This is a genomic window from Arthrobacter sp. E1SS-5 (assembly GCF_057073715.1).
In genome coordinates, this window is sequence record NZ_CP172703.1 from 3,256,777 (window position 1) to 3,281,827 (window position 25,051).

At 66.5% G+C, this 25,051-nt stretch carries 25 protein-coding genes; 13 read left to right on the forward strand and 12 right to left on the reverse strand.

Translation table 11 applies throughout. The features are described from left to right. The first annotated feature begins 134 nt into the window (after nucleotides 1–134). Complete coding sequence (locus ACIGJD_RS15180) at nucleotides 135–281, forward strand: hypothetical protein (RefSeq protein ID WP_483686877.1); 147 nt, start codon at nucleotides 135–137, stop codon at nucleotides 279–281. Here the strand turns inward: ACIGJD_RS15180 and ACIGJD_RS15185 are convergent. Further along, the gene (locus ACIGJD_RS15185; RefSeq protein ID WP_483686878.1) at nucleotides 278–1,582 is read right to left on the reverse strand and encodes an MFS transporter; all 1,305 of its coding nucleotides are present in this window, start codon (nucleotides 1,580–1,582) and stop codon (nucleotides 278–280) included. The genes ACIGJD_RS15180 and ACIGJD_RS15185 overlap by 4 nt on opposite strands. Continuing rightward, on the reverse strand, nucleotides 1,566–2,906 hold the full coding sequence (ftsW, locus tag ACIGJD_RS15190; protein ID WP_483686879.1) for a putative lipid II flippase FtsW: 1,341 nt from the start codon (nucleotides 2,904–2,906) through the stop codon (nucleotides 1,566–1,568). Before ftsW ends, ACIGJD_RS15185 begins: the two co-directional genes overlap by 17 nt. A 201-nt stretch (nucleotides 2,907–3,107) precedes the next feature. On the opposite strand from ftsW, the gene ACIGJD_RS15195 reads away from it, so the two are divergent. From ACIGJD_RS15195 to ACIGJD_RS15215, 5 genes are all read left to right on the forward strand, one after another. After that, a complete protein-coding gene (locus ACIGJD_RS15195; RefSeq protein ID WP_483686880.1) occupies nucleotides 3,108–4,637 on the forward strand; it encodes an LCP family protein in 1,530 nt (509 codons plus the stop codon). A 108-nt stretch (nucleotides 4,638–4,745) separates the two neighbouring features. Next, nucleotides 4,746–5,072: an ArsR/SmtB family transcription factor gene (locus tag ACIGJD_RS15200; protein WP_483686881.1), complete on the forward strand. Its 327-nt coding sequence runs from the start codon at nucleotides 4,746–4,748 to the stop codon at nucleotides 5,070–5,072. After that, nucleotides 5,069–5,857 (forward strand): cation diffusion facilitator family transporter, encoded by a 789-nt coding sequence (locus ACIGJD_RS15205; RefSeq protein WP_483686882.1) that lies wholly within the window; start codon nucleotides 5,069–5,071, stop codon nucleotides 5,855–5,857. The genes ACIGJD_RS15200 and ACIGJD_RS15205 overlap by 4 nt, the downstream gene beginning before the upstream one ends. Nucleotides 5,858–5,860: 3 nt before the next feature. Further along, a complete protein-coding gene (locus tag ACIGJD_RS15210; RefSeq protein ID WP_483686883.1) occupies nucleotides 5,861–6,784 on the forward strand; it encodes a cation diffusion facilitator family transporter in 924 nt (307 codons plus the stop codon). 17 nt (nucleotides 6,785–6,801) lie between these two features. Further along, nucleotides 6,802–7,500, forward strand: coding sequence for a DsbA family protein (locus ACIGJD_RS15215; RefSeq protein ID WP_483686884.1), 699 nt, complete (start codon nucleotides 6,802–6,804; stop codon nucleotides 7,498–7,500). Between the two features lie 21 nt (nucleotides 7,501–7,521). Here ACIGJD_RS15215 and ACIGJD_RS15220 read toward each other — a convergent pair whose 3' ends face one another. Further along, entirely contained in the window at nucleotides 7,522–8,691 is a 1,170-nt protein-coding gene (locus tag ACIGJD_RS15220) for an acyltransferase family protein (protein WP_483686885.1), read from the reverse strand. Between the two features lie 145 nt (nucleotides 8,692–8,836). Between ACIGJD_RS15220 and ACIGJD_RS15225 the strand changes: the two genes are divergently transcribed. Further along, complete coding sequence (locus tag ACIGJD_RS15225; RefSeq protein WP_483686886.1) at nucleotides 8,837–9,574, forward strand: ANTAR domain-containing protein; 738 nt, start codon at nucleotides 8,837–8,839, stop codon at nucleotides 9,572–9,574. 385 nt (nucleotides 9,575–9,959) lie between these two features. Here the strand turns inward: ACIGJD_RS15225 and ACIGJD_RS15230 are convergent, their stop codons facing one another. Continuing rightward, nucleotides 9,960–11,630: a phospholipase C gene (locus tag ACIGJD_RS15230; RefSeq protein ID WP_483686887.1), complete on the reverse strand. Its 1,671-nt coding sequence runs from the start codon at nucleotides 11,628–11,630 to the stop codon at nucleotides 9,960–9,962. A 273-nt stretch (nucleotides 11,631–11,903) separates the two neighbouring features. Here ACIGJD_RS15230 and ACIGJD_RS15235 point away from each other — a divergent pair, with 273 nt between their 5' ends. After that, nucleotides 11,904–12,320, forward strand: coding sequence for a VOC family protein (locus ACIGJD_RS15235; protein ID WP_483686888.1), 417 nt, complete (start codon nucleotides 11,904–11,906; stop codon nucleotides 12,318–12,320). A 39-nt stretch (nucleotides 12,321–12,359) separates the two neighbouring features. Here ACIGJD_RS15235 and ACIGJD_RS15240 read toward each other — a convergent pair whose 3' ends face one another. Then, nucleotides 12,360–13,574, reverse strand: coding sequence for an FAD-dependent monooxygenase (locus ACIGJD_RS15240; protein ID WP_483689514.1), 1,215 nt, complete (start codon nucleotides 13,572–13,574; stop codon nucleotides 12,360–12,362). Between the two features lie 231 nt (nucleotides 13,575–13,805). Here ACIGJD_RS15240 and ACIGJD_RS15245 point away from each other — a divergent pair, with 231 nt between their 5' ends. From ACIGJD_RS15245 to ACIGJD_RS15265, 5 genes are all read left to right on the forward strand, one after another. Continuing rightward, nucleotides 13,806–14,891 carry a hypothetical protein gene (locus ACIGJD_RS15245; RefSeq protein ID WP_483686889.1) on the forward strand — a complete coding sequence of 362 codons (1,086 nt, stop codon included), beginning with the start codon at nucleotides 13,806–13,808 and terminating at the stop codon, nucleotides 14,889–14,891. Between the two features lie 175 nt (nucleotides 14,892–15,066). Further along, on the forward strand, nucleotides 15,067–15,402 hold the full coding sequence (locus ACIGJD_RS15250) for a YciI family protein (RefSeq protein ID WP_483686890.1): 336 nt from the start codon (nucleotides 15,067–15,069) through the stop codon (nucleotides 15,400–15,402). Beyond that, complete coding sequence (locus ACIGJD_RS15255) at nucleotides 15,402–16,679, forward strand: RNA polymerase sigma factor (RefSeq protein ID WP_483686891.1); 1,278 nt, start codon at nucleotides 15,402–15,404, stop codon at nucleotides 16,677–16,679. The genes ACIGJD_RS15250 and ACIGJD_RS15255 overlap by 1 nt, the downstream gene beginning before the upstream one ends. 291 nt (nucleotides 16,680–16,970) lie before the next feature. Then, nucleotides 16,971–17,372: a GntR family transcriptional regulator gene (locus ACIGJD_RS15260; protein ID WP_483686892.1), complete on the forward strand. Its 402-nt coding sequence runs from the start codon at nucleotides 16,971–16,973 to the stop codon at nucleotides 17,370–17,372. Next, nucleotides 17,369–18,451 (forward strand): DUF1648 domain-containing protein, encoded by a 1,083-nt coding sequence (locus ACIGJD_RS15265; protein ID WP_483686893.1) that lies wholly within the window; start codon nucleotides 17,369–17,371, stop codon nucleotides 18,449–18,451. Before ACIGJD_RS15260 ends, ACIGJD_RS15265 begins: the two co-directional genes overlap by 4 nt. 40 nt (nucleotides 18,452–18,491) lie before the next feature. Here the strand turns inward: ACIGJD_RS15265 and ACIGJD_RS15270 are convergent, their stop codons facing one another. From ACIGJD_RS15270 to pdhA, 7 genes are all read right to left on the reverse strand, one after another. Then, nucleotides 18,492–18,677 carry a hypothetical protein gene (locus ACIGJD_RS15270; RefSeq protein WP_483686894.1) on the reverse strand — a complete coding sequence of 62 codons (186 nt, stop codon included), beginning with the start codon at nucleotides 18,675–18,677 and terminating at the stop codon, nucleotides 18,492–18,494. Nucleotides 18,678–18,798: 121 nt separating this feature from the next. Continuing rightward, nucleotides 18,799–19,533: a hypothetical protein gene (locus ACIGJD_RS15275; RefSeq protein ID WP_483686895.1), complete on the reverse strand. Its 735-nt coding sequence runs from the start codon at nucleotides 19,531–19,533 to the stop codon at nucleotides 18,799–18,801. Then, nucleotides 19,530–20,450, reverse strand: coding sequence for an ABC transporter ATP-binding protein (locus tag ACIGJD_RS15280; protein ID WP_483686896.1), 921 nt, complete (start codon nucleotides 20,448–20,450; stop codon nucleotides 19,530–19,532). The genes ACIGJD_RS15275 and ACIGJD_RS15280 overlap by 4 nt, the downstream gene beginning before the upstream one ends. After that, on the reverse strand, nucleotides 20,447–20,854 hold the full coding sequence (locus ACIGJD_RS15285) for a GntR family transcriptional regulator (RefSeq protein ID WP_286404539.1): 408 nt from the start codon (nucleotides 20,852–20,854) through the stop codon (nucleotides 20,447–20,449). Before ACIGJD_RS15285 ends, ACIGJD_RS15280 begins: the two co-directional genes overlap by 4 nt. A gap of 227 nt (nucleotides 20,855–21,081) precedes the next feature. After that, complete coding sequence (locus ACIGJD_RS15290) at nucleotides 21,082–22,599, reverse strand: dihydrolipoamide acetyltransferase family protein (protein ID WP_483686897.1); 1,518 nt, start codon at nucleotides 22,597–22,599, stop codon at nucleotides 21,082–21,084. Between the two features lie 2 nt (nucleotides 22,600–22,601). Continuing rightward, a complete protein-coding gene (locus ACIGJD_RS15295; protein WP_483686898.1) occupies nucleotides 22,602–23,723 on the reverse strand; it encodes an alpha-ketoacid dehydrogenase subunit beta in 1,122 nt (373 codons plus the stop codon). Further along, nucleotides 23,720–24,949 carry a pyruvate dehydrogenase (acetyl-transferring) E1 component subunit alpha gene (gene pdhA / locus ACIGJD_RS15300; protein WP_483686899.1) on the reverse strand — a complete coding sequence of 410 codons (1,230 nt, stop codon included), beginning with the start codon at nucleotides 24,947–24,949 and terminating at the stop codon, nucleotides 23,720–23,722. Before pdhA ends, ACIGJD_RS15295 begins: the two co-directional genes overlap by 4 nt. Between the last annotated feature and the right edge of the window lie 102 nt (nucleotides 24,950–25,051).

Below are 25,051 nucleotides of genomic sequence, written 5' to 3' on the forward strand. Positions count from 1 at the left end.
TACGCGGCGAAACTCAGCGTTCTCTGAAGGATCGCCAGCACATTTGGTCAAGATCCGGTTAAGGAAATCTGCGGGGATCCACATACTTTGACCCGTGATCTTCTCTTTATAACGGCGTTCCGTATTATTCATGCATGTGGACTAAACAAAGCCAGAGCTTCTGCCCCACGTGCGGCAGGACCACCAATCACGTCACCCACTTCCAAAAGGACGACGCCGGCTCCCTGGTTGCGGACGTCCGCTGCGCCGAGTGCCCGGACGCCTCGGGGGCGGTCGCCTAGGCAGTCAAGTCCCCTGAGTCGACAGGCAGGACGACCGCGAAAATCACCAAGGCGGCAGCCTGCACCGCCGTGACAGTGACGGCAAGCGCGAAGATCGACTGTTCGTAAAGCAGGCCAATCAGGAAGCTGCCTGCCAGCCAGGCCAGGCCGTAGCAGGCGGTGAACATTCCGTAGGCACTCCCCCGCCGGGCTGCAGGAGCGAGTCCCGCCACGCCGGCCCGCATGGTGCTTTCCTGCACGCCCATCGCCGCTCCCCACACCAGCACCCCAGCCACCGCGAGCGCCGTGTTGTTGCTGAAGCCCAGCCACGGGACTGCGGCGGCAAGCACCGGCAGGACTAGGAGCACCCGCAGTCCCACCCGGTCAAAAAACCAGCCGGAGACCAGGGCTGCCACGGCGTCCACACCCATGGCCCCGGCGTACAGCACCGGGACCAGCGCCGGCGGCAGGAGCCCGGTGGCCACCAGGTGGAACGAGAGCAGCCCGAACGTTGCGTAGCCGAACATCGTCAGGCTGCTGAACGCAGCATAGAGCCAGTACTGGCGCGGCATCCCGGCAGCCTCGCCTGAAACGGGGCTGGTCTCCCCGGGCTCCGCGTCAAGGGGCGGCCCATCAAGAGGTTTCGCCGCAGCCGGCTCTGCGCCGGCCGATTTGGAGGCATCAGGCTGCAGCGGGGCGAGCTCGTAAACGGCAGGATCGGGAACCCTGCGCCTCAGCCAGAACAAGACCAGCATGGCCGCCAGCCCGGGCACAGCCAGCAGCAGGAACCCGGGCCCGTAGTTGCCGGACAGCGCCAGGGCCATTCCCACCAGCAGCGGCCCCACCAAGGCGCCCACCTGGTCCAGCGCCTCATGCAGCGCGAACGCTTTTCCCCTCCCCAGCGCGGAACCGGCCTCCGCGAGCATGGTGTCCTTCGCAGGGCTCCTCACGGCCTTGCCCAGACGCTCGGCCAGGACCAGCAGGCAGGCAATCCAGAGTGCGTCGGTGATCCCGAGCAGGGGCACGGAGACCGCGGTCAGGGCATAACCGCTGATGGCGAGGGCCCACCGCAGCGCGGGCCGGTCAGCCAGCCGCCCAAACACCAGGCGGAGGACCAGGGCCACGGCCTCGCCGGCACCGGTGACCACACTGATCAGGAGCGCCGAAGCCCCCAACGCACCAAGGAAGGGCCCGGCGACGCTCCGCGCGCCCTCGTACACCATGTCCATCAGCGCACTGACAATCCCGAAAGCCAGGATGAAGCGGATGGCGGTCATCGGCGCTGCGGGAAGGGTACCCCCGGCGCTACCGCTGGTGCTCATGCTCCCGGGACTGCCGCACGGCACCATTCGACCCGGCACGGTCAGACCCAACCCGGGTTGAGCCGGAGCGTTCGGGGGCAGCGCGCTTGAATCCGGCACCGCGCCCGAGTGCCCGGCCCAGGCGGGTGCCGCGGCCGGCGGGAGGAACAGTACCTTCCGGACGCGTCACCGCCAGGATCACCCCGATTCCCGCCAGGGAGGACACCATCGCCGACCCGCCGTACGAGATGAACGGCAGCGGCACGCCAATCACGGGCAGCAGCCCGCTGACCATGGAGATGTTGATCACCGCCTGCCCCAGGATCCAGGTGATCACGCTGCAGGCCACGATCCGGGAGAATGTGTCCGTGGTCCGGGCGATCGTCTTGAACACGGCGATGGCCAGGGTGGCGAACAGACCCAGCACCAGCAGCGTTCCGGCCAAGCCAAGTTCCTCGCCCAGGATGGAGAAGATGAAGTCGTTGTGCGCTTCAGGGATCCAGTTCCACTTCTGCCGGCTCTGCCCCAGGCCCACGCCGAACCAGCTGCCCGAAGCCAGGGCGTACGCGCCATGCTGCGCCTGGTAGCCCATGCCCTGCGCGTCCTCGTCGGAACCCATGCCCAGCCAGGAGGAGATCCGGCCCATCCTGTTGCCGCTGGTGGCCGCAAGCACCAGGGCAGCCGCCACGCATATGAGTCCGGCCACGGAGAACACCTTCATCCGAACGCCGCCGTAGAACATAGTGGCTGCCAGGATCATCATGATGATCAAAGTGGTGCCCAGGTCGTGCCCCAGCGCCACGATGCCCATAATCAGCGCGCCGGCCGGTGCCAGCGGCATGACCGCGTGCTTCCACTGCCCCAGCAGGGCCTGCTTGCGGTCCAGGATCCAGGCTCCCCACACAATCAGCGAGAGCTTGGCGAATTCGGACGGCTGCGCAGTGAAACCACCCACGCTGATCCAGTTCCGGTTGCCATTCACGGTCATGCCCAGCGGCGTGAACACCAGCACCAGGGCAAACAGGGAACCGATCAGCATCGGCCAGCCCAGCCACCGGATCCGCCGCACGGGCATCCGCGCCAGCGCCAGCATGAGCACCACGCCGGCCACGGTCCACATGGCCTGCTTCAGGGGAAGATCATACGGATTGTTTCCTGCCGCCACGGATTCCACGGACGACGCCGATGCCACCTCCACGAGTCCGATCGCCGAGAGCGTTAGCACCACCGCCAGGATCAGCGGCCGCAGGCGGCCCGGCGAGTCGTCCTCCAGCCACACCGCCAGTTTGCCCAGCCCGCGCCGGGCAGGAGGACGCGTTAACCGCTGCTTTTGTCCTGTACCCATCTGTCCGTTCCTCAGCCTGCACCCGGGGTCTCCCGCAGGGCCGGGCCCACCGCCCGGGCGGTTACCGCCGAGAAGAAAGAGTACGCCCACCCCGGCACTGAAGGACGCGGGGACACCCGGCAAGTCAAGGGTTCTAGGCGAATTGCCAGCTTCGGCCTGTAAGGTAGCGGAAACCTGTCCCCTCCCGAAGGTCCTTTTGTCGTGTTCGGTTCCAGAAAATCCCCCGGCGCGGAACAGGAAAGCTCCAGCCCCCTTGCCTACCCTGCGCAAGGTGAGCTGTACGCCGCCAGTTCGCGCCATGTCCGGCCCCGCCGTGCCCCGCGCTGGGTCAAGGCCCTCACGGCCGTGGTGTCCGTCCTGCTTTTGGGCGTTCTGGCCTTTGGCGGCTACTGGGCGTGGCGCCTGCAGTCCAACATCAGTACCTCGCAGCTGTCCGCGGGCGGGCAGCGGACAGAAGGTGCCGTGAATGACAGCACCGACCGGCTGCAGATTTTGGTGCTGGGATCGGACACGCGGAGCGGCAGCAACAGCCAATACGGCACCGCGGACCAGTCTTCGGGGTACGGCCAGTCTGACGTGATGATGCTGCTGGACATCTCGGCGGACAACAAGCACGTCAACGTCGTCAGCTTCCCGCGCGACCTGCTGGTGGATGTCCCGGCGTGCACCGATTCCAAGACCAACCAGACGTATCCGGAGCAAAAGAGCGCCATGATCAACAGCGCCATGGCGCAGGCCGGAATCGGCTGCGCCGTGGATACGGTAAACAAGCTGACGGGCCTTGAGGTGGACCACTTCATGATGGCGGACTTCAACGCCGTCAAGGAGCTGTCCAACGCGGTGGGCGGCGTGGAGGTCTGCGTGACCGAGGCCGTCAACGATCCCGATTCGCACCTGAACCTGCCGGCCGGAACCTCCCAGGTGCAGGGCGACCAGGCACTGGCCTTCCTGCGGACCCGGCACGCGTTCGCCAACGGCGGGGACCTGGGCCGCATCCAGGCGCAGCAGGGCTTCCTTGCCTCGCTCAGCCGCAAGCTCAAGTCCGAAGGCACCCTTGGCAACCCGCAAAAAGTGCTGAGCATCGCCGACACCATCACCAAGAACCTGACGGTGGATTCCGGCCTGGCCTCCGTCCCTTCCCTGCTGACCATCGCCAACCGGCTGAAGAACATCGATCCGGCCAACATCAACTTCATCACCACGCCCACGGTTCCCGCGCCGCAGGACCCCAACCGGCTGGCCCTGGACGAACCGGCCGCGTCCAACTTCTTCAAGGCCCTGCGCAACAGCCCGGACCTGAGCCAGCCTGCCCCGGCAGCGCCGGAGGCTCCGGCGGCGCCCGCGGCACCTGCCTACGACAAGTCGCTGCAGCCGGTCTCCATCGCCAACGGCACCGGCGTGACAGGACGCAGCAAGGCGATCGCCGGGCTGCTGTCCGACGCAGGGTTCACCAAACTCACCCAACTGCCGGCCCAGGCACAGGGCCAGACCATGGTCTACTACTCCGCCGGGTTCGAGGACGTGGCCGGCGACATTGCCGCACTGTTCGGCCTGCCGGCCAGCAGCGTCCAGCAGGTGGCCAACATCCAGGGCGTGCAACTGTACGCCGGCACGGACTTTGCCTCGGGCACCAAACCCGCCGCACCGCCGTCGTCCGCTGATTCGTCCGGAAGCGTGGTGGCACAGACCGGCAGCGACCAGAAGTGCCAGACGGCCAACCCGCTGGGCTAGCGGCACGCGGGCTGGCAGCTGACGGCAATCCCTGACGGCCGGACTGCCGTCAGGCATCTCGCAGGATCCACTTTTGCGTGAATACAGCCTCCGCTGTACTTTGGGATCATGCAGACCCTGACCCATGCCCCGGTGCTGGCCCGGTTCGGCTACGCCGTCTCGGACCCCACCCGCGCCCGCGTGCTCCTGGCCCTGGCCGAGTCCCCGTCCTATCCGTCGGACCTGGCGGACAGCCTTGCCGTATCGCGGCAAAGCATGTCCAACCACCTGACCTGCCTGCGCGGCTGCGGCCTGGTGGTGGCTGTCCCGGATGGGCGCAGGAGCCGCTATGAGCTGGCCGATGCCCGGATCGGACACGCCGTCAAGGACCTGCTGAGCGTTGTCCTGGCGGTGGACCCTGCCTGCTGCGCCCCCGATGGTGAGTGCCTCGCATGAACCCCGCACTGGACACACCAACTTCCGCGCGCCGGCGAGTCCTGAGCCGGCGGATCAGGCTCTTCGCGGCAGCCACCATCACCTACAACGTGATTGAGGCCGTCGTGGCGCTGTGGGCGGGTGGTGTAGCTGACTCATCGGCCTTGATCGGTTTCGGCCTGGACTCCGTCATTGAAGTAACCTCCGCACTCGCGCTGTCCTGGCAGTTCTCAACAAGGGATCCGGAGCGGCGTGAACACCTGACCCTGCGCATCATTGCGGTGTCGTTCTTCGCACTGGCGGCGTTCGTAGCCGTGGACTCCATCCGCTCCCTGGCCGGCGGAGGCGAAGCGCAGCACTCCCTTCCGGGTATCGTGATCGCTGCGCTGAGCCTGGCCATCATGCCCGTCCTGTCCTGGGCGCAGCGCCGTGCAGGACGGGAGCTCGGGTCCAGGACCGCCGTCGCCGACTCCAAGCAGACATTGCTGTGTACGTACCTCTCCGCCGTGCTGTTGGTGGGGCTTGTCCTGAACAGCACCCTGGGCTGGTGGTGGGCCGATGCGGGCGCTGCACTGGTCATCGCGGGCATTGCGGTGCGGGAAGGCATCAACGCCTGGCGGGGGGACGCCTGCTGTGCGGTACCCCATGTTGCCGCCCGTGGCGACGCCGATGATTGTTGCGCTGCACCGGAAGCACCGGCGAGCGATGCAGCAGAAGACGCATGCTGCCCCGGCTGCTCCGGGTCCACCCCTGTTTCCGCGGCCGCGCCGCAACCGCTGGGCCTGCCAACCATCAGGAAGGGCTGAGCCGTGGGCAGCGGCCACGACCACAGCCACGAGGTGGCAGATCCGCTCAGCCAGCGCGGCAAACTGCTGCTGGTCTTCGCCATCACGTTCACGGTGATGGTGGCCGAGATCGTGGGAACGGTCCTTACCGGCAGCCTGGCCCTGCTGGCCGACGCCGGACACATGTTCACGGACTCCGCCGGCCTGCTGATCGCGGTGATTGCTGCATCGCTGGCCCTGAAGCCACCAACCTTCAAACGCACCTGGGGCTACAAGCGTGCCGAGATCCTGGCCGCGGCCGGGCAGGCCGCCCTGCTGCTGGGCGTGGGCGGATTCGTCATCTTCGAGGGCATCCGCCGCCTGTTCGAGCCACCGGAGGTAGGCGGCCCGCTGATGCTCTGGTTCGGCGTCATCGGCCTGGCCGGCAACGCCGTGGGACTGCTGGTCCTCGCCTCCGGCCGCCACCATAGCTTCAACATGAAGGCGGCGTTCCTGGAGGTGCTCAACGACGCCCTGGGTTCCATCGCGGTAATCGTTGCCGCGCTGGTCATTGCCCTGACGGGCTGGACCCGGGCTGACGCCGTCGTCTCCCTCCTCATCGGCGCCCTCATCATCCCCCGCACCCTGAAACTTCTTCGGGACACGGCCAACGTGCTGATGGAGAGCACTCCCCCGGGACTCGACCTCGCCGAGGTGCGCAGCCACATCCTGGCCCTGCCGCATGTGCTTGATGTCCACGACCTGCACGCATCCCTGGTGTCCTCCGGGGTGCCTGTCCTGTCCGCGCACGTTACGGTGGAGGACGAATGCATGCGCGACGGCCATGCAGCCTCCATCCTTGCGGACCTCCAGCGCTGCGTCGCCAACGACTTCGACGTCAGCGTTGAACACTCCACCTTCCAGATCGAACCCGCCGCCCACCGCGACCAGGAAAGCATCCCGCACTGATGACCCAGGCCCCTCCCATGTCCAAAGCTTCCGCACCAGAACCGGGTCCCGCCGCCGGAACTGCACGTAAAATCCGGGCGGTCCTGTGGGTCCTGATCGGTGCCGCGGTGGCTGCCGGGCTGATCTGGGTGGCCGTTGCCGGCGCCACCAAGCCCGCCGCTGCCCCCGCGTCCGCCCCTGCCGGGGAAGCCCAGCTGGTACGTACGGACAGCCACCGCATCACGTCGCCGGCCACCGAGAAGGCGCAGCTCGTGGAGTTCCTCGACTTCGAATGCGAATCCTGCCTGGCCGCCCAGCCACTGGTGGAGCAGCTGAAGAAGGAGTATGGGGACCGGATCAGCTTTGTGCACCGGTATTTCCCGTTGCCCGGACACCGGAACTCGGGCACCGCGGCCCTCGCCGTCGAGGCCGCCGCTCAGCAGGGCAAGTACCAGGAGATGGTTGCCCGCATGTTCCAGACCCAGACCGCATGGGGCGGAAAGCAGGACTCGCAGGCCCACGTCTTCCGGACTTACGCGCAGGAACTCAACCTGGACATGGCCAGCTACGACGCCGCGGTGGCGGACCCGGGCACCGAGGAACGCATCCGGCGCGACATCGCCGACGGCCGCGCCCTGGGCGTCACAGGCACGCCCACCTTCTTCCTCAACGGCAAAAAGCTGGTGCTGAACACCGAAGACCAGTTCCGGCAGCTGCTCGACGACGCATCACACTGACCGCCCCTGCGCCGGCACCGGTCAGGCCGGTACCGGTTTTCCGGCAGGCTCCGAGGGGGAAGGCACGACGGCGGGATCAAGCCTTTTGTTCGCCCAGCGGCGTAGCGGCCGCTCAACGCAGCGGTAGGACGCGTATGCCGGCAGCACGGTGAGGACTGCCGTCAGCGCAATCCGGAGCGGCAACGCCGGGATCAGCGGCATTAGCAGCAGGTAGACCGGCAGGTGCCAGAGGTACAAACCGTAGGACAGATCGCGGCCGGGGCGGGCCAGCCAGGGGTGGCTGAGGATGCGGGACAGGAAGCCCGCGGGCTGGAGGACCAGGGAGCCGATCAGTACGGCGGCCAGCAGTGCGAGCGCGGTGGGGCCGGCCGTCCAAAAGACATTGAACCAAGTGCCGGGCGTGTCCGGTTCCTTGAGCAGGAACAGGGCTCCCAAAAGTGCGCTGCCGGCCAGGGGCGCGCCCCAGCGGGACGCCGATTGCAGGGCAGTGTGCAGCCGCGAGCCCTGGCGGACGGCAGTGAACAGCAGGGCGAGGGCGCAGCCGATCAGCAGCTGGTCGGCCCGGGTGTCCGGCCCGTTGTAGATCCGGTCCAGTGGTTCGCCGGCGTTCACCAGCAGGAACCGGTTCAGCACGAAGGCGGCGGCCAGGGCCACGGTGGCGAAGGCTGTGGTGCGGATCCTCCAGAACCGGAGCATCACCAGCAGGAGCAGCGGCCAGACCAGGTAAAACTGTTCCTCAACGGCCAGGGTCCACGTGGGGCCCAGGGTCTCGCCGGCGATGGAGTCGCCGAACATGCCGAAGTGCGCCAGGTTCATCACGTATGCGGCAGCCGGAAGGACAAACCCCGCCTGCCCGCCCCAGCCTGAGGCAGGGAACAGGAAGCCGGCGGCGAGGATTACCGCGCAGAGCACCAGCAGGGCCGGCCAGAGCCGGGCCAGGCGTTTGGCGTAGAAGATACCAAGGTGGAGCCGGCCGGTGGCGAGCCGTTCCTTCATGATCAGCAGGGTGATCACGAAGCCGCTGAGGGCGAAGAACACGTCCACGCCGATCGAGCCGCCGGGCATGGATTCGGTGGCGGTGTGGAAGAAGAACACGCCCGTTACGGCGATGGTTCGGAGGCCGTCCAAGGCATGCTTGCGTCCCGCGATGGGGCCCGTTTCGGGCGCCGCCGGGCGATCTGGCACTGACATCATTCCGCTGCTCAACCTCAAAACCACTAAGCAAGCATATATAACGTTTCCATAACTGGCCTGAACGGGAACTGGGAAAATGCTGACTTCGGACTTGGATACATGCGCCCTTGTGGCTGCCTGGTGACCCTTCTAGGGTGAACACATGGTTGAGCAGGACTTGGCAGATGACCTCGCGGGACTCGTCGATCTTGTTGCCGGCATGGCGGACATTAAATCCGTGCTGGACGGCCTCACCGGCCTTGCTGCCGCCAGCATGAGCAGCACCGTCGGAGTGCCCATTGAGTGTGCCGTGACCCTGCACCGGCGAAAACGCACAGCCACCATCGGCGGGAGCAGCGGCAGGGCGACGGTCATCGACCGCATTGAACAAAGCCTGGGCGACGGCCCCTGCATCGAGGCCCTGGAAAGCGGCGTTCCCGTCCTGCTCGGCGATGTGGCGTCCGACCCCCGGTGGCCGGAGTACCGCAGCGCCCTGTCCGCCGCGGGTATCGCCGGTTCGCTGGGTATCCCGATGAGATTGGAGGACGACGCCGGAGCGGTCCTTGATTTCTTCGCTCCCGTCAGTGGGCTCTTCGATGAGCAGGCAGTGGCCGACGGGGTACGTTTCGCCGACATGGCAGGGAAGGCGCTGCGCCTGGCCGTCCGGATCGCGGCGGCGGACCAGCGTGCCGAAAACATGAAGGCGGCCATGGACACCAGGACCGTGATTGACCTCGCCTGCGGGATCATCATGGCGGAGAACAAGTGCACCAAGGACAGGGCTTTCGAGATTCTCCGCAGTGCGTCCAATACCCGGAATCAGAAGCTCAATGAGCTGGCCGAATCGCTAGTGAACCGATTCGCAGCGCCGGAAGATGCCAAGGCCCACTTCGAGGACTGAAGTTCCAGGAAAACAAGCCCGGGAGCCAGCGACGCTGCTGGCTCCCGGAGCGTACGACGCGAGCGTGGTCCACCCCCGATACTGGATTTCCCTGGGCCACACCCGCGTCAGCTTTACGGGTGGTTGCGTCGAGAAGCAGTTGCTGGACCGGGCCCCGGCCTGAATGGCGGGGAGTCGTCATCGGTTTCAAGACGGCAACACAGAGGCCGTCTGCCTGACCTGGAACCAGCCTAACGCTCTCCCGCGGCTGGGAAGAAGGGACTGCATCCCCAATCTTTGATCAATTTCCCTTGATTAATGGATCTGTAGCCGGCAGCCCCTTGACCACCGGACACCAGTGCCCGGCGCCCCGAGAAGGGGCGCCGGGCTCACTGTGATGTGCTGCTTACTGCATACCTCGGCCCTTGCCGGATGCGTCATTGCCATTGCCCGCATGGGTAACGGAGGCAACGGCTCCGGTCTGCTCGTCGAGCATCACCTTGTCGTTCCGCAGGTGGTGGAAGTTGAACATGCTGCTGATCGATCCGGCCGTGGCGTCAGCCGAGGCATCGCCGATCTGTCCGGTGTTCCAGTTGTCTTCGATGAAGCGCAGAACCGAGGCCTGGTCGGTTTCCGTGTGGTCCACAAAGTTCTTCTTCGCGTACGGGGAGATGACAACCAGCGGCTGCCGGGGACCCGGGCCGCAGCGGTCAGCGTAGCCGCCAGCCATGGGCACCCCCGCGGCCGCGGCACTCTGGCACCACCCGGCGTCGTCCGTTGTGTTGGAGGAGTTCTTGACCTGGGCGGCCACGTGGTCATACCAGCCGTCGGAGTCGTCATAGGCGATCACCACGGCGGTGTCCTCCCAGTTCCTGGACTGCTGGATCTGGTTCACGGTCTTGGTGATGAAGTTCTGCTCATCGACGGGGTCCGAGTAGGCGGCATGGCCGTCCTGGAACATCCCGGCCTTCAGGAAGGACACCGCGGGCATGTTGTCGGTGTTGACCACCTTGTCGAAGTCGGTCAGGTCGTACTGGTGGTTGGCCTGGCCGTTGTGCCCGATTTCCGCGTCTGAAGCCGGAGCCAGGTGGTGCGGGTTGGCGGTGGAGGCGTAGTACTGGAACGGCTGGTGGTGCGGGGAGTAGTCCACCACGGAGGCGCCGGCGGCGTTGGTGTGGCTGGACAGGCAGGAAGCCGGGGTGGTGCCTGTCGCGGCGGTGGTGGGGGTGAACCCGCCCTGGAACCAGCCCCAGGAGGTGCCCTGGGCGTTGAGCAGGTCACCGATGTTCTTGCCGGTCATGCCCGCCAGGTTGTTGGTCTTGGCGTGGCTGTTGTTGGAGCAGTCGTCGTAGACCGGGTCCGGGTCATTGATGACCGTGCCCACGCCGCTGGCGTCGGGGACGCGGACGGTATAGTCGCTGGTGGTGGGCGTTACCGGCTGGCCAGCGGCGGTGAATTCCTTGACACCGTGGGTCTGGCCGGAGACCAGGTTGAGGGCGCCGGGGGTGGACGGACCGAAAACGGTGCTGAAGTGGTTGTCGCTCATCGCGTAGTTCTGGGCGTAATTCCAGATGCCCGTGACGGTATTGCCGTCGTAATAGTCCATGGTCAGGCCGGGCCGGCCGTACTGGTTGGCGCCGCAGGCGTCGCGGCTGGTGAACTGGACAAACTGGTCCATGGCTCCGCCGTTGTAGGCCTTCTGCTCGGCGGTGTAGCCGTGGTCCTGGTCGCAGGTGACGGCCTGCATGGGCGAGAGCCGCGCGGGCTGGACCGAGTTGGGGTTGTTCGGTGCCAGCAGGCCTGCGTTGGCCAAGGTGTTGATGTCCTTGGGCGTATCCTCCGCCGCCGTGAATGCAGACGCCGGGGTACCGCTGCCCTGCTGGGTCTCACCTGCCGTGTTGGCCGCCTTGGGGTAGGTGGCGAAGTAGTGGTCGAAGGAGACGTTCTCCTGGAAGATCACCACCACGTGCTTGATGGGCGTGGCTGTGCTGCCGTGATCGCCGGCGGCGGCGGGACCGGCGAAGCCTGCGGTCAGGGTGCAGGCGGTAAGTGCCACCGCGCCCGTGGCGGCGGCCATCCGCTTTCTGCTGAATCGTTGTCCGTGGGACGAGCTCATTGGGGAGCCTCTCAAATTGGTATTAGCCGAGACTCCCCCAAATTACTTTTGTGTCATTAACCGCTGCCGGCTTGCGGATGAACGGCCGTTCACCTTCCGGCCATGGTCCAGCTGCCTGGTGTTGTCCGGACTCCCAGTCATCCGTTCCACCATGCCGGAGACCCCCTTCTCGGCAATGGCAGGCGCTGCTAGCATGACCGTGCAGACAACGATGTCCGTCCATAAGGAGCCCTCATGCCCACGCGCCTCAACCCCTACCTGAGCTTCCGCAGCAACGCACGGGAAGCCATGGAGTTTTACAAAAACGTCTTCGGCGGCGAGCTGAACATGAGCACTTTCGCCGACTTTCACGCAAGCCAGGACCCCGCAGAAGACAACCTGGTAATGCATGCACAGCTTGACGGCCCGGCAGGGCTCACCCTGATGGGGTCGGACACTCCGGCCCGCATGGACTACAACCCCGGGAACACGTTCAGCGTCTCCCTCAGCGGCGACGATGAAGCCGAACTGCGGGGCTACTGGGACAAGCTGTCCGACGGCGGGACCGTGACAATGCCGCTGGAGAAGGCCATCTGGGGCGACGCCTTTGGCATGTGCACCGACAAGTTCGGCATCCAGTGGCTGGTCAACATCGCCGGCCCCAAGGAGTAAGCGCGTTCACACCGCTCCCCCAGCCCGGCGGCTGGTGTTCTACGACTGCTTCACACCAAACCAGGTGGCAAGGGCCTCACGGAGCCCATGCGCTGACCCTTCGCCCACCCGGGCGACGTAACCGTCGGGCCTGACCAGGACTGCCGTCGGGGCATACACCGCGCCCAGCACCGGAAGCTGCCACGCGGCGTCGTACGTTGCCCTGACATGCTGCACCCGAGTCGCCCATCGCCCCGGCGTCAACCCGGGAGCGCCGAGCTCAAGGAGCACCGGCCGGCCCTGGTGCAGGAACTGGTACACCCGGGCCGGTCCGTCGGTTGTCGCGACGTCCAGGTCGGGCATGCGGCGGCCGAGCAGCGGGTGGCCGGGACCCAGGTCGTAGGCGACGTCCAGCCCGGTGACCAGCGCCGCGATGGGGGCGCCTGCAGCGTCAACCCGGAGCGCCTCATCCAGCAGGTCGCGCAGCGCCTCCTGCCGCGGGTCGGCCTTCTGGAAGAGGGACTGCGCCATGGTGTACTTGAGCGACCGGGCCCCGGCAGGATGGCGCTCCGCGTGGTAGGTGTCCAGCAGCTCGTCGCCCGAGGCCCCCAGCACCACCTGCCCCAGCTTCCAGCCCAGGTTAACGGCGTCCTGCAGCCCCAGCCCAATGCCCAGGCCGCCGGTGGGCGAGTGGACGTGCGCCGCGTCGCCGGCCAGCAGCACCGGGCCTTTCCGGTAGGACTCCGCCTGCCGGGTGGCGTCGGTGAAGCGCGAGAGCCAGCTGGGGCTGTGCACGCCGAAGTCCGTGCCGAACACCTCGACCAAAGCCTGCTTCAGGTCATCCAGGGTGGGCTCGGCCGCCGGGGCGAGTGAGGCCTCGGTGACCACCACCCGGACCACGCCGTCCCCCATCGGGTACAGTCCATGGATGCCGCGGGCGTCCACCTTGCCCTGCTGGCCGGGCTCCCCCGCCACCTTTACCTCGGCGATCAGGCTGCTCCGGGTCGCATCCGGCCCCACCAACGGGATGCCGGCTGAACGCCGCACCACGCTGCGCCCGCCGTCGGCACCCACGACATACCGGGCGCGCACCGGCCCCTCCCCCGCCAGCTCCACGTCCGCGCCGCCGTCGTCCGCTGAGACCCCGGTGACCTCCACCCCGCGCCGGATCTGCACGCCCAACTCCTCCACCCACTCGAGCAGCAGCCGCTCGATGTGGTTCTGGAACAGCGCCAGCGTGTAGGGGTGGCGCGTGGGCAGGGAGCCCAGGTCCAGCTGCGTTCTGCAGCTCCCCCGCCAGCATCAGCCCCGTAGGTCCGCTCCCCACTATGACAACGTCATGCATACCCAACCGTGCCCTTCCTTTTCGACCGACAGTATGCGGTACCCCCGGGGCCTTGCCGCAAGGCCACGGGGGCGCGGTACCTTGGAAATGGAAGGAGTCGCAGCCCGGCGCGCGAATCGCCGCCGACATCCCGGGCAGGCCTTCCATCCGCTGGAGGTGTCATGGCATCCATCCGCTCTTACTTCCGTGCCCGATATCGGCGTCCGGCACCGATCCACCAGCCGCCGGTGGTGTTGCTGGCCGTGTGCATCCTCCTGGCCGGAAGCCTTTCAGTGGCCGCAGTGAGGCAACCCGCCGCTGATCGTGCGGCCGCGGTCCAGGGCGGACTCCTCTTCGGACTCGGGCCGCAGGCCCACGGGGCGCTGGACGAGCGCATCGTCAAAGAGGCGCCGGTCAACATGGTTACCAGCTGGTACAACTACCGGACTGACATGGGTTTCTTCGACATTTACCGGACCGCCGTCACGCCTCAGATCTACGCTGCCGGAAAGGCCATGCACCTGGTGATCTGGGACGGCTATCCGCGGCCGGGAACCCCCGGCGGAAGCCCTGACGGCATCGTGCAGACCAAGTACGGGCCGGTCTGCGGCGAGGCCTACCCCTTGTCCAGGGAGTTCCAAACGGACATGGTGCAGCTGGCAAAGAACACCGGCGGCCCGGCGTCGGGGCCTCCCCTGTATGTCTCCATGTTCACCGAGTTCCAGACGTACCCGTGCCGCGAAGACGGGAACTATTGGGACACCGGGCAGGCCTACTACCGCGCGCTGAAGGACGCGTACCTGGAGGCGAAGGATGCCTTCCATACCTACGCCCCCAACTCCAAAGTCGCCCTGACGTGGGGCGGCTGGGCTGCAACATTTGATGACCCCGCACGCGGCGGCGGCCGGTCCATGCTGCACTATTTCAAGGACGTCATGGATGAATCGGACTTCCAGTCGTTCCAGGCGATGGGCATCCACGAGAACGTGGAGCAGACCACCTGGATGGTGAAGGCGCTGCATGGCTACGGAAACGGTTTGTCCCTGCTGGCGCACTACAAGCCGGACAACGACTCGCTGGCGGTATACGACGCCGATATGAAAGGGTTCTTTACTGATTCCAAGATGGCCGAACTCAAGGCGAACGGCCTTTTCGGGTTCAGCTTCCTGTCGCAGGAGCTGCTGATGTCCAGCGAGGCCCGCTTCCAGCAGGCGAAGGCGGCCATCACCAGGTACCAGGAGCCGGTCCCGCCCTGGCCGCTGAAGTGAGGGTGCCGCAGCTGGCGGAGGTGGGATGGTACGACGGCGGCACGCGGCTTTTGCCCCGAAGCCGTCCTTTCCAAATTAGTTGCGTTAGGTTGTCGATTTCCGCTTCCGCTGCGCGTCGTATGGGTAGGAGCTTCTCCGACGGGAAGCCCTTAACCAGACCGGAAGGGAGCACGACATGTCCAAGTATCTGATTCTGATCTACCAGGACGAGGCAGTGGCCAGGCAGGCCGAAGGGGAATCCATCAGCGCCAGCTACCAGGAGTTCCAGCGGCGGCGCGGGTCCTCCCTGCTCGGCGGGGCTGCCCTGCATCCGTCCTCCACGGCGACCTCGATCCGCCGTGATGGATCCGGCGGTTTCGCGGTGACGGATGGCCCGTTCGTGGAATCGAAGGAAACCCTGGGCGGCTACTACATGATCGAAGCAGCCGACCTCGATGAGGCGCTGGAAATCGCCAAGGAGGTCCCGGCCGGCGTCGGAGTCGACGTGTGGCCGGTGCGGGTGGCCAACTGATGCCGCGGGCCGCCAGCGCAGAAGTTGCTGCCGCGGTGGCGGACGCCCACCGCCGGGAGTGGGCGTTCGTGCTGGCGGCCACGGTGCGGGTTGCGGGTGACATCGACACCGCAGAGGAGGCGGTACAGGACGCGTACGCCACTGCTCTGTCCACATGGGGCGGGAGCGGAATCCCCCGCAACCCGGGGGCGTGGCTCACGGTGGCGGCCCGACGCCGGGCCCTGGACCTTCGACGGCGGGCAGCCGCCGCGGAGCGCGCGCTGCCCAAACTGGTGGCTCCCGGGGAGCCTGGAGTCGAAGAGACGGTTGTCGGGGACATGGTCACCGAAGACGGGGACAGCGGGGACCTCCCGGATGACCGGCTCCGGCTGATCTTCACCTGCTGCCACCCGGCCCTGGCGTTCGAGGCCCAGGTGGCACTGACCCTGCGGCTCCTGTGCGGGCTCTCGACGGCCGAGGTGGCCCGGGCGTTCCTGGTCCCTGAAACCACCATGGCGGCCCGCATCACCAGGGCGAAGAAGAAGATCACTGCAGCGCATATCCCGTACCGAGTGCCGGCGTCGTCGGAGCTGCAGGAGCGCTTGGACGGGGTGCTGTCGGTTGTTTACCTCGTCTACACCACGGGGCACACGGCTCCGTCGGGAGCAGACCTGATGCGGCGGGACCTCGCCGAGCGGGGCCTTGAGCTGGCGAAAATGCTGCGCGTCCTGCTCCCCCACGATTCCGATGTTGCCGGGCTCCTTGCCCTGATCCTGCTCACCGAGGCCCGCACCGGTGCCCGGGTCAACGGAAATCATGACGTCGTTCTGCTCGAGAACCAGGACCGGTCCAAGTGGGACCGGCAGGCTATCGAGGAAGGGGTGGCGCTGCTGCGGGAGGCGCTGGCAGCTCGGCCTCCGGGCCGCTTTGCCCTTATGGCGGCCATTGCGGCGGTGCATGACGAGAGCGGGTCCTGGTCCGACACCGACTGGCACGAGATCCTGGGCCTGTATGACCTGCTCATGGAGAGGTGGCCCTCCCCGGTGGTTCGGCTCAACCGGGCCATTGCCCTCGGTTTCGCCGCGGGCCCCGCTGAAGGGCTGGCGGAACTGGACGCGCTCGGCGCCGAACCACAGCTGGCACGCTACCCCTACCTGGCTGCCGCCCGCGGCGATTTCCTGACCCGGCTTGGCCGCCTGGAAGAGGCGCGGGTGGCCTTCGGGGAGGCGCTGATCCTCACCGACAACGACGTGGAACGGCGGTTTCTCCAGGGCCGGATAAGTGAACTGACGGGGTAGGCCCTGCCCCCAGTGTGCAGGCAAAAGGGAAGGCCCCTCCTTAGGAGGGGCCTTCAACGTAGTGGTCATTTGTCGTTTGGTATCGGTCAGCGGTGATGCGCAATCCCCCTTCCCGGACGCCCCCGGCGCCCATCCGGACTATGACGCGTTCCACTTTAATAAGGAGCGGCCAGTGCGTAAAGACCCTAATAGGGAAAAATTTAGGGCACGACGGCGCCCGGCCGCCGTCGTCAAATTGCCTCTGGCACTGGTGCGTCTGTTGTTCTATAACTAATAGAACAAAGGCAAGGGGTGAAGGCGTTGATCCTCAACGTAGACCTGGCTGCTGAGGTGCCCATCTACCAGCAGATCCGGGACCAGATCGTCGAGGCGATCGCCCACGGCGCGCTCACCGAGGGCAGTACGCTGCCGCCCACCCGAACGCTGGCTGCCGATTTCGGCATCAACTTCCATACCGTCAACAAGGCTTACGATCTCCTTCGGCAGGAAGGGCTGATCCGTCTCAGCCGCAAGACCGGAGCGGTGGTGACCGCAAGTGCGGCGGAGCAGCTGCTCCCCTCGGACTGGGCCGCAAGGGCCCGGACCCTTCTGGCCGAAGCCGTTGCCCGCGGGGTGCCGGCCGACCAGGTGCTTCAAACCTGCCAAGCGCTCCTCGCTTCATTTGGCCAACCGCAGCAGGAGGACAAGCGATGACCATTTCCATCATCCTGGGCTTCATCCTGCTGGGACTGGTGCTGCTGCTCGCACTGGTGCTGCCGTCGGTCACCAGCGGCACGGTGCCTTTTGGGGTGCGGATCCCGGCCCAGTACTCAACCCACCCCGTGGTGGCGGAGCAGGCGCGCCGTTACCGCCGGCGCGTCCTGACCTGCGGGGGTGTCATTGGCGTGGTGGGCGTGGGGAGCCTCGCACTCACACGTCAGCCGCTGCTGCTCCCATTGTCTGTGCTGGTACTCGTGGGCCTCTGGTACGGCTGCTTCTTCCTGGCACACCAGGAGATCCGGGCAGCGAAGGTCGACGGCGGCTGGTTCGAGGGCCTGCACCAAGGCGTCGCGGTGGACACCGGGCTGAGGACCAACCCGCCGCGGTTTCCCTGGCGCTGGCTGGCACCTGCCGTACTCATCACTGCCGCCACCGCGGTCATCGGCATCCTGATCTATCCGTCCATGCCCCAAACCCTGGTGGTGCACTATGCCGGCAATGGAGCGGCCGACCGGGTGGAGGCCAAATCGGTTGGCTCGGCCTTTTCGCTGGTCTTCCTGCAGGTGGGTCTCACCGCGCTGCTGGCCGGCCTGGCTGCGGCCATTATCCGAAGCCGGGCGGATCTTGACCCGGCCCGGCCGGAGGGTTCCGCACGCTGGGCCCGGCATTACATGTCGTTGGGAGCCAAAGCGCTGCTGGGACTGGTGGCGATGATCGATCTGGGCTTGATGGCGTCATCCCTGTTGATGTGGACCGGAACTGTTACCCGGTGGGCGCCTCTGGTGATCGTTGTCCCGGTCCTGGCCGCCGTGGTGGCAGCGGTGACGGTCCTGGCCAGGAACAACGCGGACCGCGGCGGGGATGGGGAGGACACAGGACTGACGCACCGTGACGATGACAGGTTCTGGCGCGCCGGCCTCATCTACATCAATCGGGACGATCCAGCGCTGCTGGTTCCCCGCAGGTTCGGCATTGGATGGACCCTGAACTTCGGGGACCCTCGGGCGGCGATGCTGCTGGCCGGCCTGGTAGCGCTGATCGTTTTGGTGATCACGCTCCGCTTTGGCGGCTGAGCGATTACGACGGCGGCGGCCGGCCCCGTCGCAGCCACCGTTACTGGATCAGGTAGTGGCGTTCCTCGGCCAGCGACTCTTTGGCTGCCTTGGGGAATACGGCCTTTGACAGCGCTTTCAGTCCGATCACCGGAAGCAGCACGGCGGCGGCACCCACGGACAGGGCAGTCAGGGCCAGGTTTTCGAGCGCGCCGACCTCGGGTGCCTGCGGAGCAGTATTAACCAAGATTCTGACCCTTTTGTGAGACCGGTGGGGACACCAACATTACGGCAGGCTGCGGAGCCAAGGAAAAGCACGACGGCGGGACGCGCCGCCGTCGTGCTCCAGCCCTGCGGGATGCTGCCTGCTAGACGGGCATCCTGCGGAGCGTGAGGTAAGACCCAGCGGCAAGGACCGCCGCCAGCAGGAGGCCCCACAAGGTAAGGCCCAAAGAACCGGTGACTGCGAACCATTGCGCCACAACCGGCCACGCCTGCTGGAAGGTCACAAGGGCGACGAACCCCACCAGCACCAGGCCGGTGGCCAGCAGCGCGCTGGCGAGCCCCAGCGCTCCAAAGCGCCTGAAGATCGTGGCGAACCAGAACCCGAGCACGAAGAAAAGCACGGCCAAGACAAAGTAGGTGAGGGCGGCCGCAAGCGGACCTGCCGCCCATACCCACTCCAGGTAGGAAAAGTAGGCGTTGAAGCCGTACCCGGCGGTTGCCTGCTCCAGCAGGCCCAGCAGGACAAACACTGCGGACATCCCGGTTGCGCTCACAGCCGCGGCAGCCAGCGAGCCAAGGAAGAACTCCCGCCGTGTCAGGCTCATCGCCTGGGAAAACGGAAACGTCATGGTCATTGCCTGGATACCGATGGCGAGGAAGTACCACAGTGGAGCCTGCGCACCACCGCCGGCTTTCACGCCGGTCTGCCCTGCGCCGCCAACGATCCAGAAGATGAGCATGGACAGGACCCAGGAACCGCCCAGTATCAGGACCGGAACCCAGAGGAACGTCCGCTTGTTGAGGAATTGCAGACGGACCACGTTGAGCATGCGGTTGCGCGGGACGGACCGTTGCACGGCGCGGTTGAGGGTGGTCATCGGAGGCTTCCTTCCGGGGCGGCCGGGTCCACGGGGCGGATGCCGGCGGACCGCTGCTGGGTGAGGCGGACAATGAGCTGCTGCAGGGAGACGGGGGCCAGTTCGAGGCCGTCCGCCGCGAGCGTGGCGCTTTCGGTTGCATCCAAGTGGCCAAGGAAGGTCACGGAGGCGACCCGGCCCAGACTCTCGCGGTGGATGACTTCGCGTCCGCCAACTGCCCGATCGACCGCGCCCGCATCACCCACGACGTTGGTGGCCATGGCACGGGCGCCCTCGGCTGATTGGTCCATGATGATGCGGCCCGCGTCAATAAGGAGCACGCGTTCGATGAGGTTTGATACCTCGTCGATGAGGTGGCTGGAGAGGAGGATGGTCCGGGGGTGCTCCGCGTAGTCAGCCAGCAGACGGTCGTAGAACGTCTGCCGCGCTACGGCGTCCAGCCCCAGGTACGGCTCGTCGAAAAAGGTAATTTCCGCACGGGAGGCAAGCCCGATGATGACGCCGACGGCGGAGAGCTGCCCGCGCGACAGCTTCTTGATGGTCCGTTTCAGGGGCAGCTGGAAGTCGTCAATGAGTTCGTCCGCCAAGCCCTGGTCCCAGTTGGGGAAGAAGAGCCGCGCCGCTGCGAGGGCGTGGCGCGCGGAGGCATCGTCCGGGTATTTTTGGCTCTCCCGGACAAAGCACATCCGGCTCAGCACCCTCGGGTTCTCATACGGGTTCTCGCCGAACACGCGAACTTCTCCGCTGCTGGGGAAGTTCTGTGCCGTGAGGATGGACATGGCGGTGGTTTTGCCGGCGCCGTTGCGGCCCAGGAGCCCGTAGATGGCGTTCTGCTCAATGTCGAAGCTCACATTGTCCAGCGCGAGTGCGTCCTTGTAGCTCTTGGTGAGGTTCCGAACCTCTATTACGGCGCTCATGGCGTCCTTCCGTCGGTCTCGTGGGATGGTGGTGCGGCTGCGGCTGCCTCGCCTGCGCCGGTGCGCACAAGATCGGCCACGTCGTCGGGTCCCAGCCCGATCCGGCGTGCCTCTGCGAGCAGGGGCTGAACATACCGCAGGGCGAAGTCGTTGCGGCGTTCCTTGAGCAGGAGCTCCCGGGCGCCGGGGGCGACGAACATGCCCACACCCCTGCGCTTGTAGAGCACACCTTTGCTGACAAGCATGTTGATCCCCTTCGCTGCCGTCGCCGGATTCATGCGGTAGAAGGATGCAAGCTCATTGGTTGAGGGAGCCTGGGCTTCTTCGGCCAAAGATCCATCCACAATCGAATCTTCAACCTGTCCGGCGATCTGCACGAAGAGAGGTGTGCCGTCCTCTTTCAACGCGGCCTCCTGGTGCAGCGGCTTATAGTTATATGGTTCATTACTCAACCAACTAACCATCGAACTCACTTCCGCGTCAAGTACGGCTGCTGCAAGGGGTAGGCCCCACTGCAGATGGCGACGCGCAAAAGAAGCTTCGACGCGAAAAGCGGCTGGCGCTGCCCAGGTGTGGGCAGCGCCAGCCGCTTTTCGTTTCGGAGGAATATTTACCCGTCGAGAAGGAGGGGTTAGATGTCCGCCAGCAGTCCCGTGGGGTTTTCTATGGCGTCGGCCACGAAGCGGAGGAAGCCGCCGGCGGTGCCACCGTCGCAGACCCGGTGGTCGAACGTCAGGGTCAGTTCGGTGACCTTGCGGACGGCCAGCTCACCATTGACTACCCACGGCTTGTCGATAATCCGGCCCACCCCGAGGATGGCCACCTCGGGGTGGTTGATGATCGCTGCGGAACCATCCACGCCGAACACACCGTAGTTGTTCAGCGTGAACGTGCCGCTGCCAAGCTCGGTGGGCGTCGCCTTTCCCTCCCGCGCAACCCGGGTGAGCCGGCGGATCTCGGCGTCGAGTTCGCGCGCGCTGAGCTTTTCGGCGCCGCGCACGGAGGGCACCACCAGGCCGCGGTCGGTCTGCGCCGCGAAGCCCAGGTTGATCCCGTCGAAGGACACAATTTCCTGCGACCCGTCCTCTGCGGTTTCGATCCGTGTGTTCAGTTCGGGATACTTCTTCAGCCCCGCGGTGACGAACCGGGCGATGAAGGCGAGCAGGCCGGGGACCTCGGCGCCGTTGGCCTTGAGTCCCTCGCGCAGCTCCATGAGCGCGGTGGCATCGACATCCACCCAGACGGTGGCCTCCGGGATCTCGGAGCGGCTGCGGACCATGTTGGTGGCCACCGCCTTCCGGACACCACGGACCGGCGTGCGGGCCGAGATGGCGAGACCGGTGCGGGAGTCGGTGGTTGAGCCGGCAGGAGTTTCAGCCGGCTCAAGAGATGGACGCTCCGGGGCCGCCTGGACAGGCTCGGCCTCGGGTTCAGCCGCGGGCACCACCGTCCGCATCGCCGCTTCGACGTCGCGGCGCATGATCAGCCCGCTGTCGCCGGAGCCGGAAAGCTCTCCCAGATCCACGCCGTGCTCCCGTGCCATGCGGCGGACCAGCGGCGAGATGACGGCACCAAGCTTGCCGGGCACGCGAGTGCGCAGGAGGGTGAGCTCGTCTTCCTTGGACAGCTCGACGGCGGGGGCTTCGGTCCGTTCATCCACCGCCACGGAGGACTTCCGCGCACGGGTCCGCCGGGCAACGCCGTGCCCGCCTGGAGTGCCGTACCCGATCAGCACATTTCCTGACCCGGCTTTTTCTTCCTCCCGATAGGTCTCGGCCTCCGGGTTGGACGGCTTCGGTTCGGCAAGCTCAGTCTCCGCGGGCTCAACCTCGGGCTGGGCCGGCGAAGGGGCGGGGGCGGCATCATCCGCGGCGGTCCCGGCCGACACCGGGGCGGTCCCAGCACCAAGAGGCGTCACCGAGATCAGCGGCTTCCCCACGTCCAGGGTTTCCCCCGGCTGACCATGCAACTCGGCCACGATCCCTGCATAGGGGGACGGCACCTCGACGGCGGACTTGGCGGTCTCCACCTCGGCGATCGGCTGGTCAACGGCAATCTCATCCCCAACGGCAACGTGCCAGGAAACGAGCTCGGCTTCGGTGAGGCCCTCACCCAGGTCCGGCAACAAAAACACGCGTGCTTCGCTCATGGTCAGTTCTCCCACTGAAGGTCGTCAACGGCGTCGAGGATGCGGTCCACACCGGGCAGGTAGTACTTCTCGAGTTTCGGCGCCGGGTAGGGGACGTCGAACCCGGTCACGCGGCGGATCGGGGCGGCCAGGTAGTGGAAGCAGCGCTCCTGCACCCGGGCCACGATCTCCGAGGACACGGACGCGAAGCCGTGGGCCTCGGCGATCACCACGGCCCGGCCGGTCTTCCGGACGGAAGCGGACACGGTCTCGTCGTCGAAGGGGACGATGGTCCGCACGTCGATCACTTCCAGCGAGCGCCCCTCCAGCGCAGCCGCCTCCGCGGCAGCCAAAGCGGTGGGCACGGACGGACCGTAGGCAATCAGTGTGGCGTCCGTGCCGGGACGCGCGACGGCGGCCCGGCCTTCCGAGGTGCGTCCCGCCGTCGTACCTTCCGCACGTGAGCCGTGGAGCCGGCGCAGCTCGCCCAGGTCCACCGAGTCCTTGGTCCAGTACATCTTCTTGGGTTCCATGAACACCACCGGGTCGTCGGAGTCGATCGCCTCGCGGAGCATGCGGTAGCCGTCCGCCACGGTGGCCGGGGTGTAGACCTTCAGGCCCGCGGTGTGGGCGTAGTAGGCCTCGGAGGAATCGCAGTGGTGCTCCACTCCCCCGATGCCGCCGCCGTAGGGGATGCGGATGACCATGGGCAGCTTGACCATGCCCTTGGTGCGGTTGTGCATCTTGGCCACGTGGCTGACGATCTGCTCGAAGGCCGGGTACGCGAACGCGTCGAACTGCATCTCGATCACGGGGCGCATCCCGTTGATGGCCATGCCCACGGCCATGCCGACGATGCCGGACTCGGCCAGCGGGGTGTCGAAGCAGCGCTGCTCGCCGAACGTGGCGGTGAGGCCGTCGGTGATGCGGAAGACGCCGCCCAGGAGCCCTACGTCCTCGCCGAAGACCAGGACGGAGGAATCGGCGGACATCGCGTCGGCGAGCGCGGTGTTAAGGGCCTTGGCCATGGTGACCGGCTGCGGGCCGGCGGCCTCGGCGGACGCTGCAGCCGAGGCGGCGGCGCGGGCCGTGGCGGCGGAAACGTTGCCGTTGGCCTCGGATGAGGTGGTGATGGTGGGGCTCACTTGCCGGCCTCCTTCGAATCAGTAGCTGCTGCGTCGCGGGCCAGCTCGTCGGCGAGCATGGCGGACTGTTCCTTCAGCTGCGGCGTCTGCCGCTCAAAGACGTGTCGGAAAAGCTCCTGCGGGTCCACCGGCACGTCCTCGCTGAGGCCTTCGCGCAGCTGGGCGGCAACCGCCTCAGCATGCTCACGGATCCGGGCCTCGCCGTCGTCGTCCAGCAGTCCACGGTCCGTCAGGTAGGTGTGCATCCGGTTGACAGGGTCCTTGGCCCGCCACTCGGCAACCTCGGCGCTTTCCCGGTAGCGGGTGTCGTCGTCGGCGTTGGTGTGGGCCTGCATGCGGTAGGTGTTGGCCTCGACCAGCAGCGGGCCGGAACCTTCGCGGGCCAGCTTCACGGCGCGGTCCAGCACGGCAAGGAGCGCCACGACGTCGTTGCCATCCACGCGTTCGCCGGCCATGCCGTAGCCCACGGCCTTGTGCGCCAGCGACGGCGCCACGGACTGGTGCGCCAGCGGCACCGAGATGGCGTACTTGTTGTTCTGCACGAAGAAGATGACGGGCAGGTGGAAGACGGCGGCGAAGTTCAGGGCTTCGTGGAAGTCGCCTTCGCTGGTGGCGCCGTCGCCGCACATGGCCAGCACAACGGTGTCCTCGCCGCGGAGCTTGGCGGCGTGCGCAACCCCGACGGCGTGCAGCAGCTGGGTTGTCAGCGGCGTGCACTGGATGCCCACCTTGTATTTGAGGGGGTCGTAGCCGCCGTGCCAGTCGCCGCGGAAGATGGTCATCACCTGGACGGGGTCCACTCCGCGGGTCATCACGGCGACGGCATCGCGGTAGGTGGGGAACATCCAGTCGCCCTCGTTCAGGCACAGGGCGGCGGCCACCTGGCAGGCTTCCTGGCCGTGGCTGGAGGGGTAGACGGCCATGCGGCCCTGCCGGACCAGCGCGGAGTTCTGGTCGTTGACGCGGCGGCCGACGACGAGGCGTTCGTACGCTTCGAGGAGTTCCTTGTCGCCGGGCACGGGGTATTCGTGGCCGGGCTGGGTGCCCTGCTCGCCTTCGGGCTTGAGCCGGCCGTCCGGGTCCACCATCTGGATCTGGTGCCGGGCGGGGAGCATGTAGTCCTCCACCGTGATGCCGAACTTCTTCACAGCTTCATTCAGCGCGGTGTCCGGCGCTTCCTGCGGGCTGGTGGTGTCCGGCGCGGTGTGGTCTGCGGAGATCGTCATTGGTCCGTCCTTCGGTAGCCACTATTCGCTCCCAGTATGGTCCTGCAGCAGGTTTCGTATCTACCGGGGCCGCAAATCGTGGAGAAGCTGCTTCGAACTGCC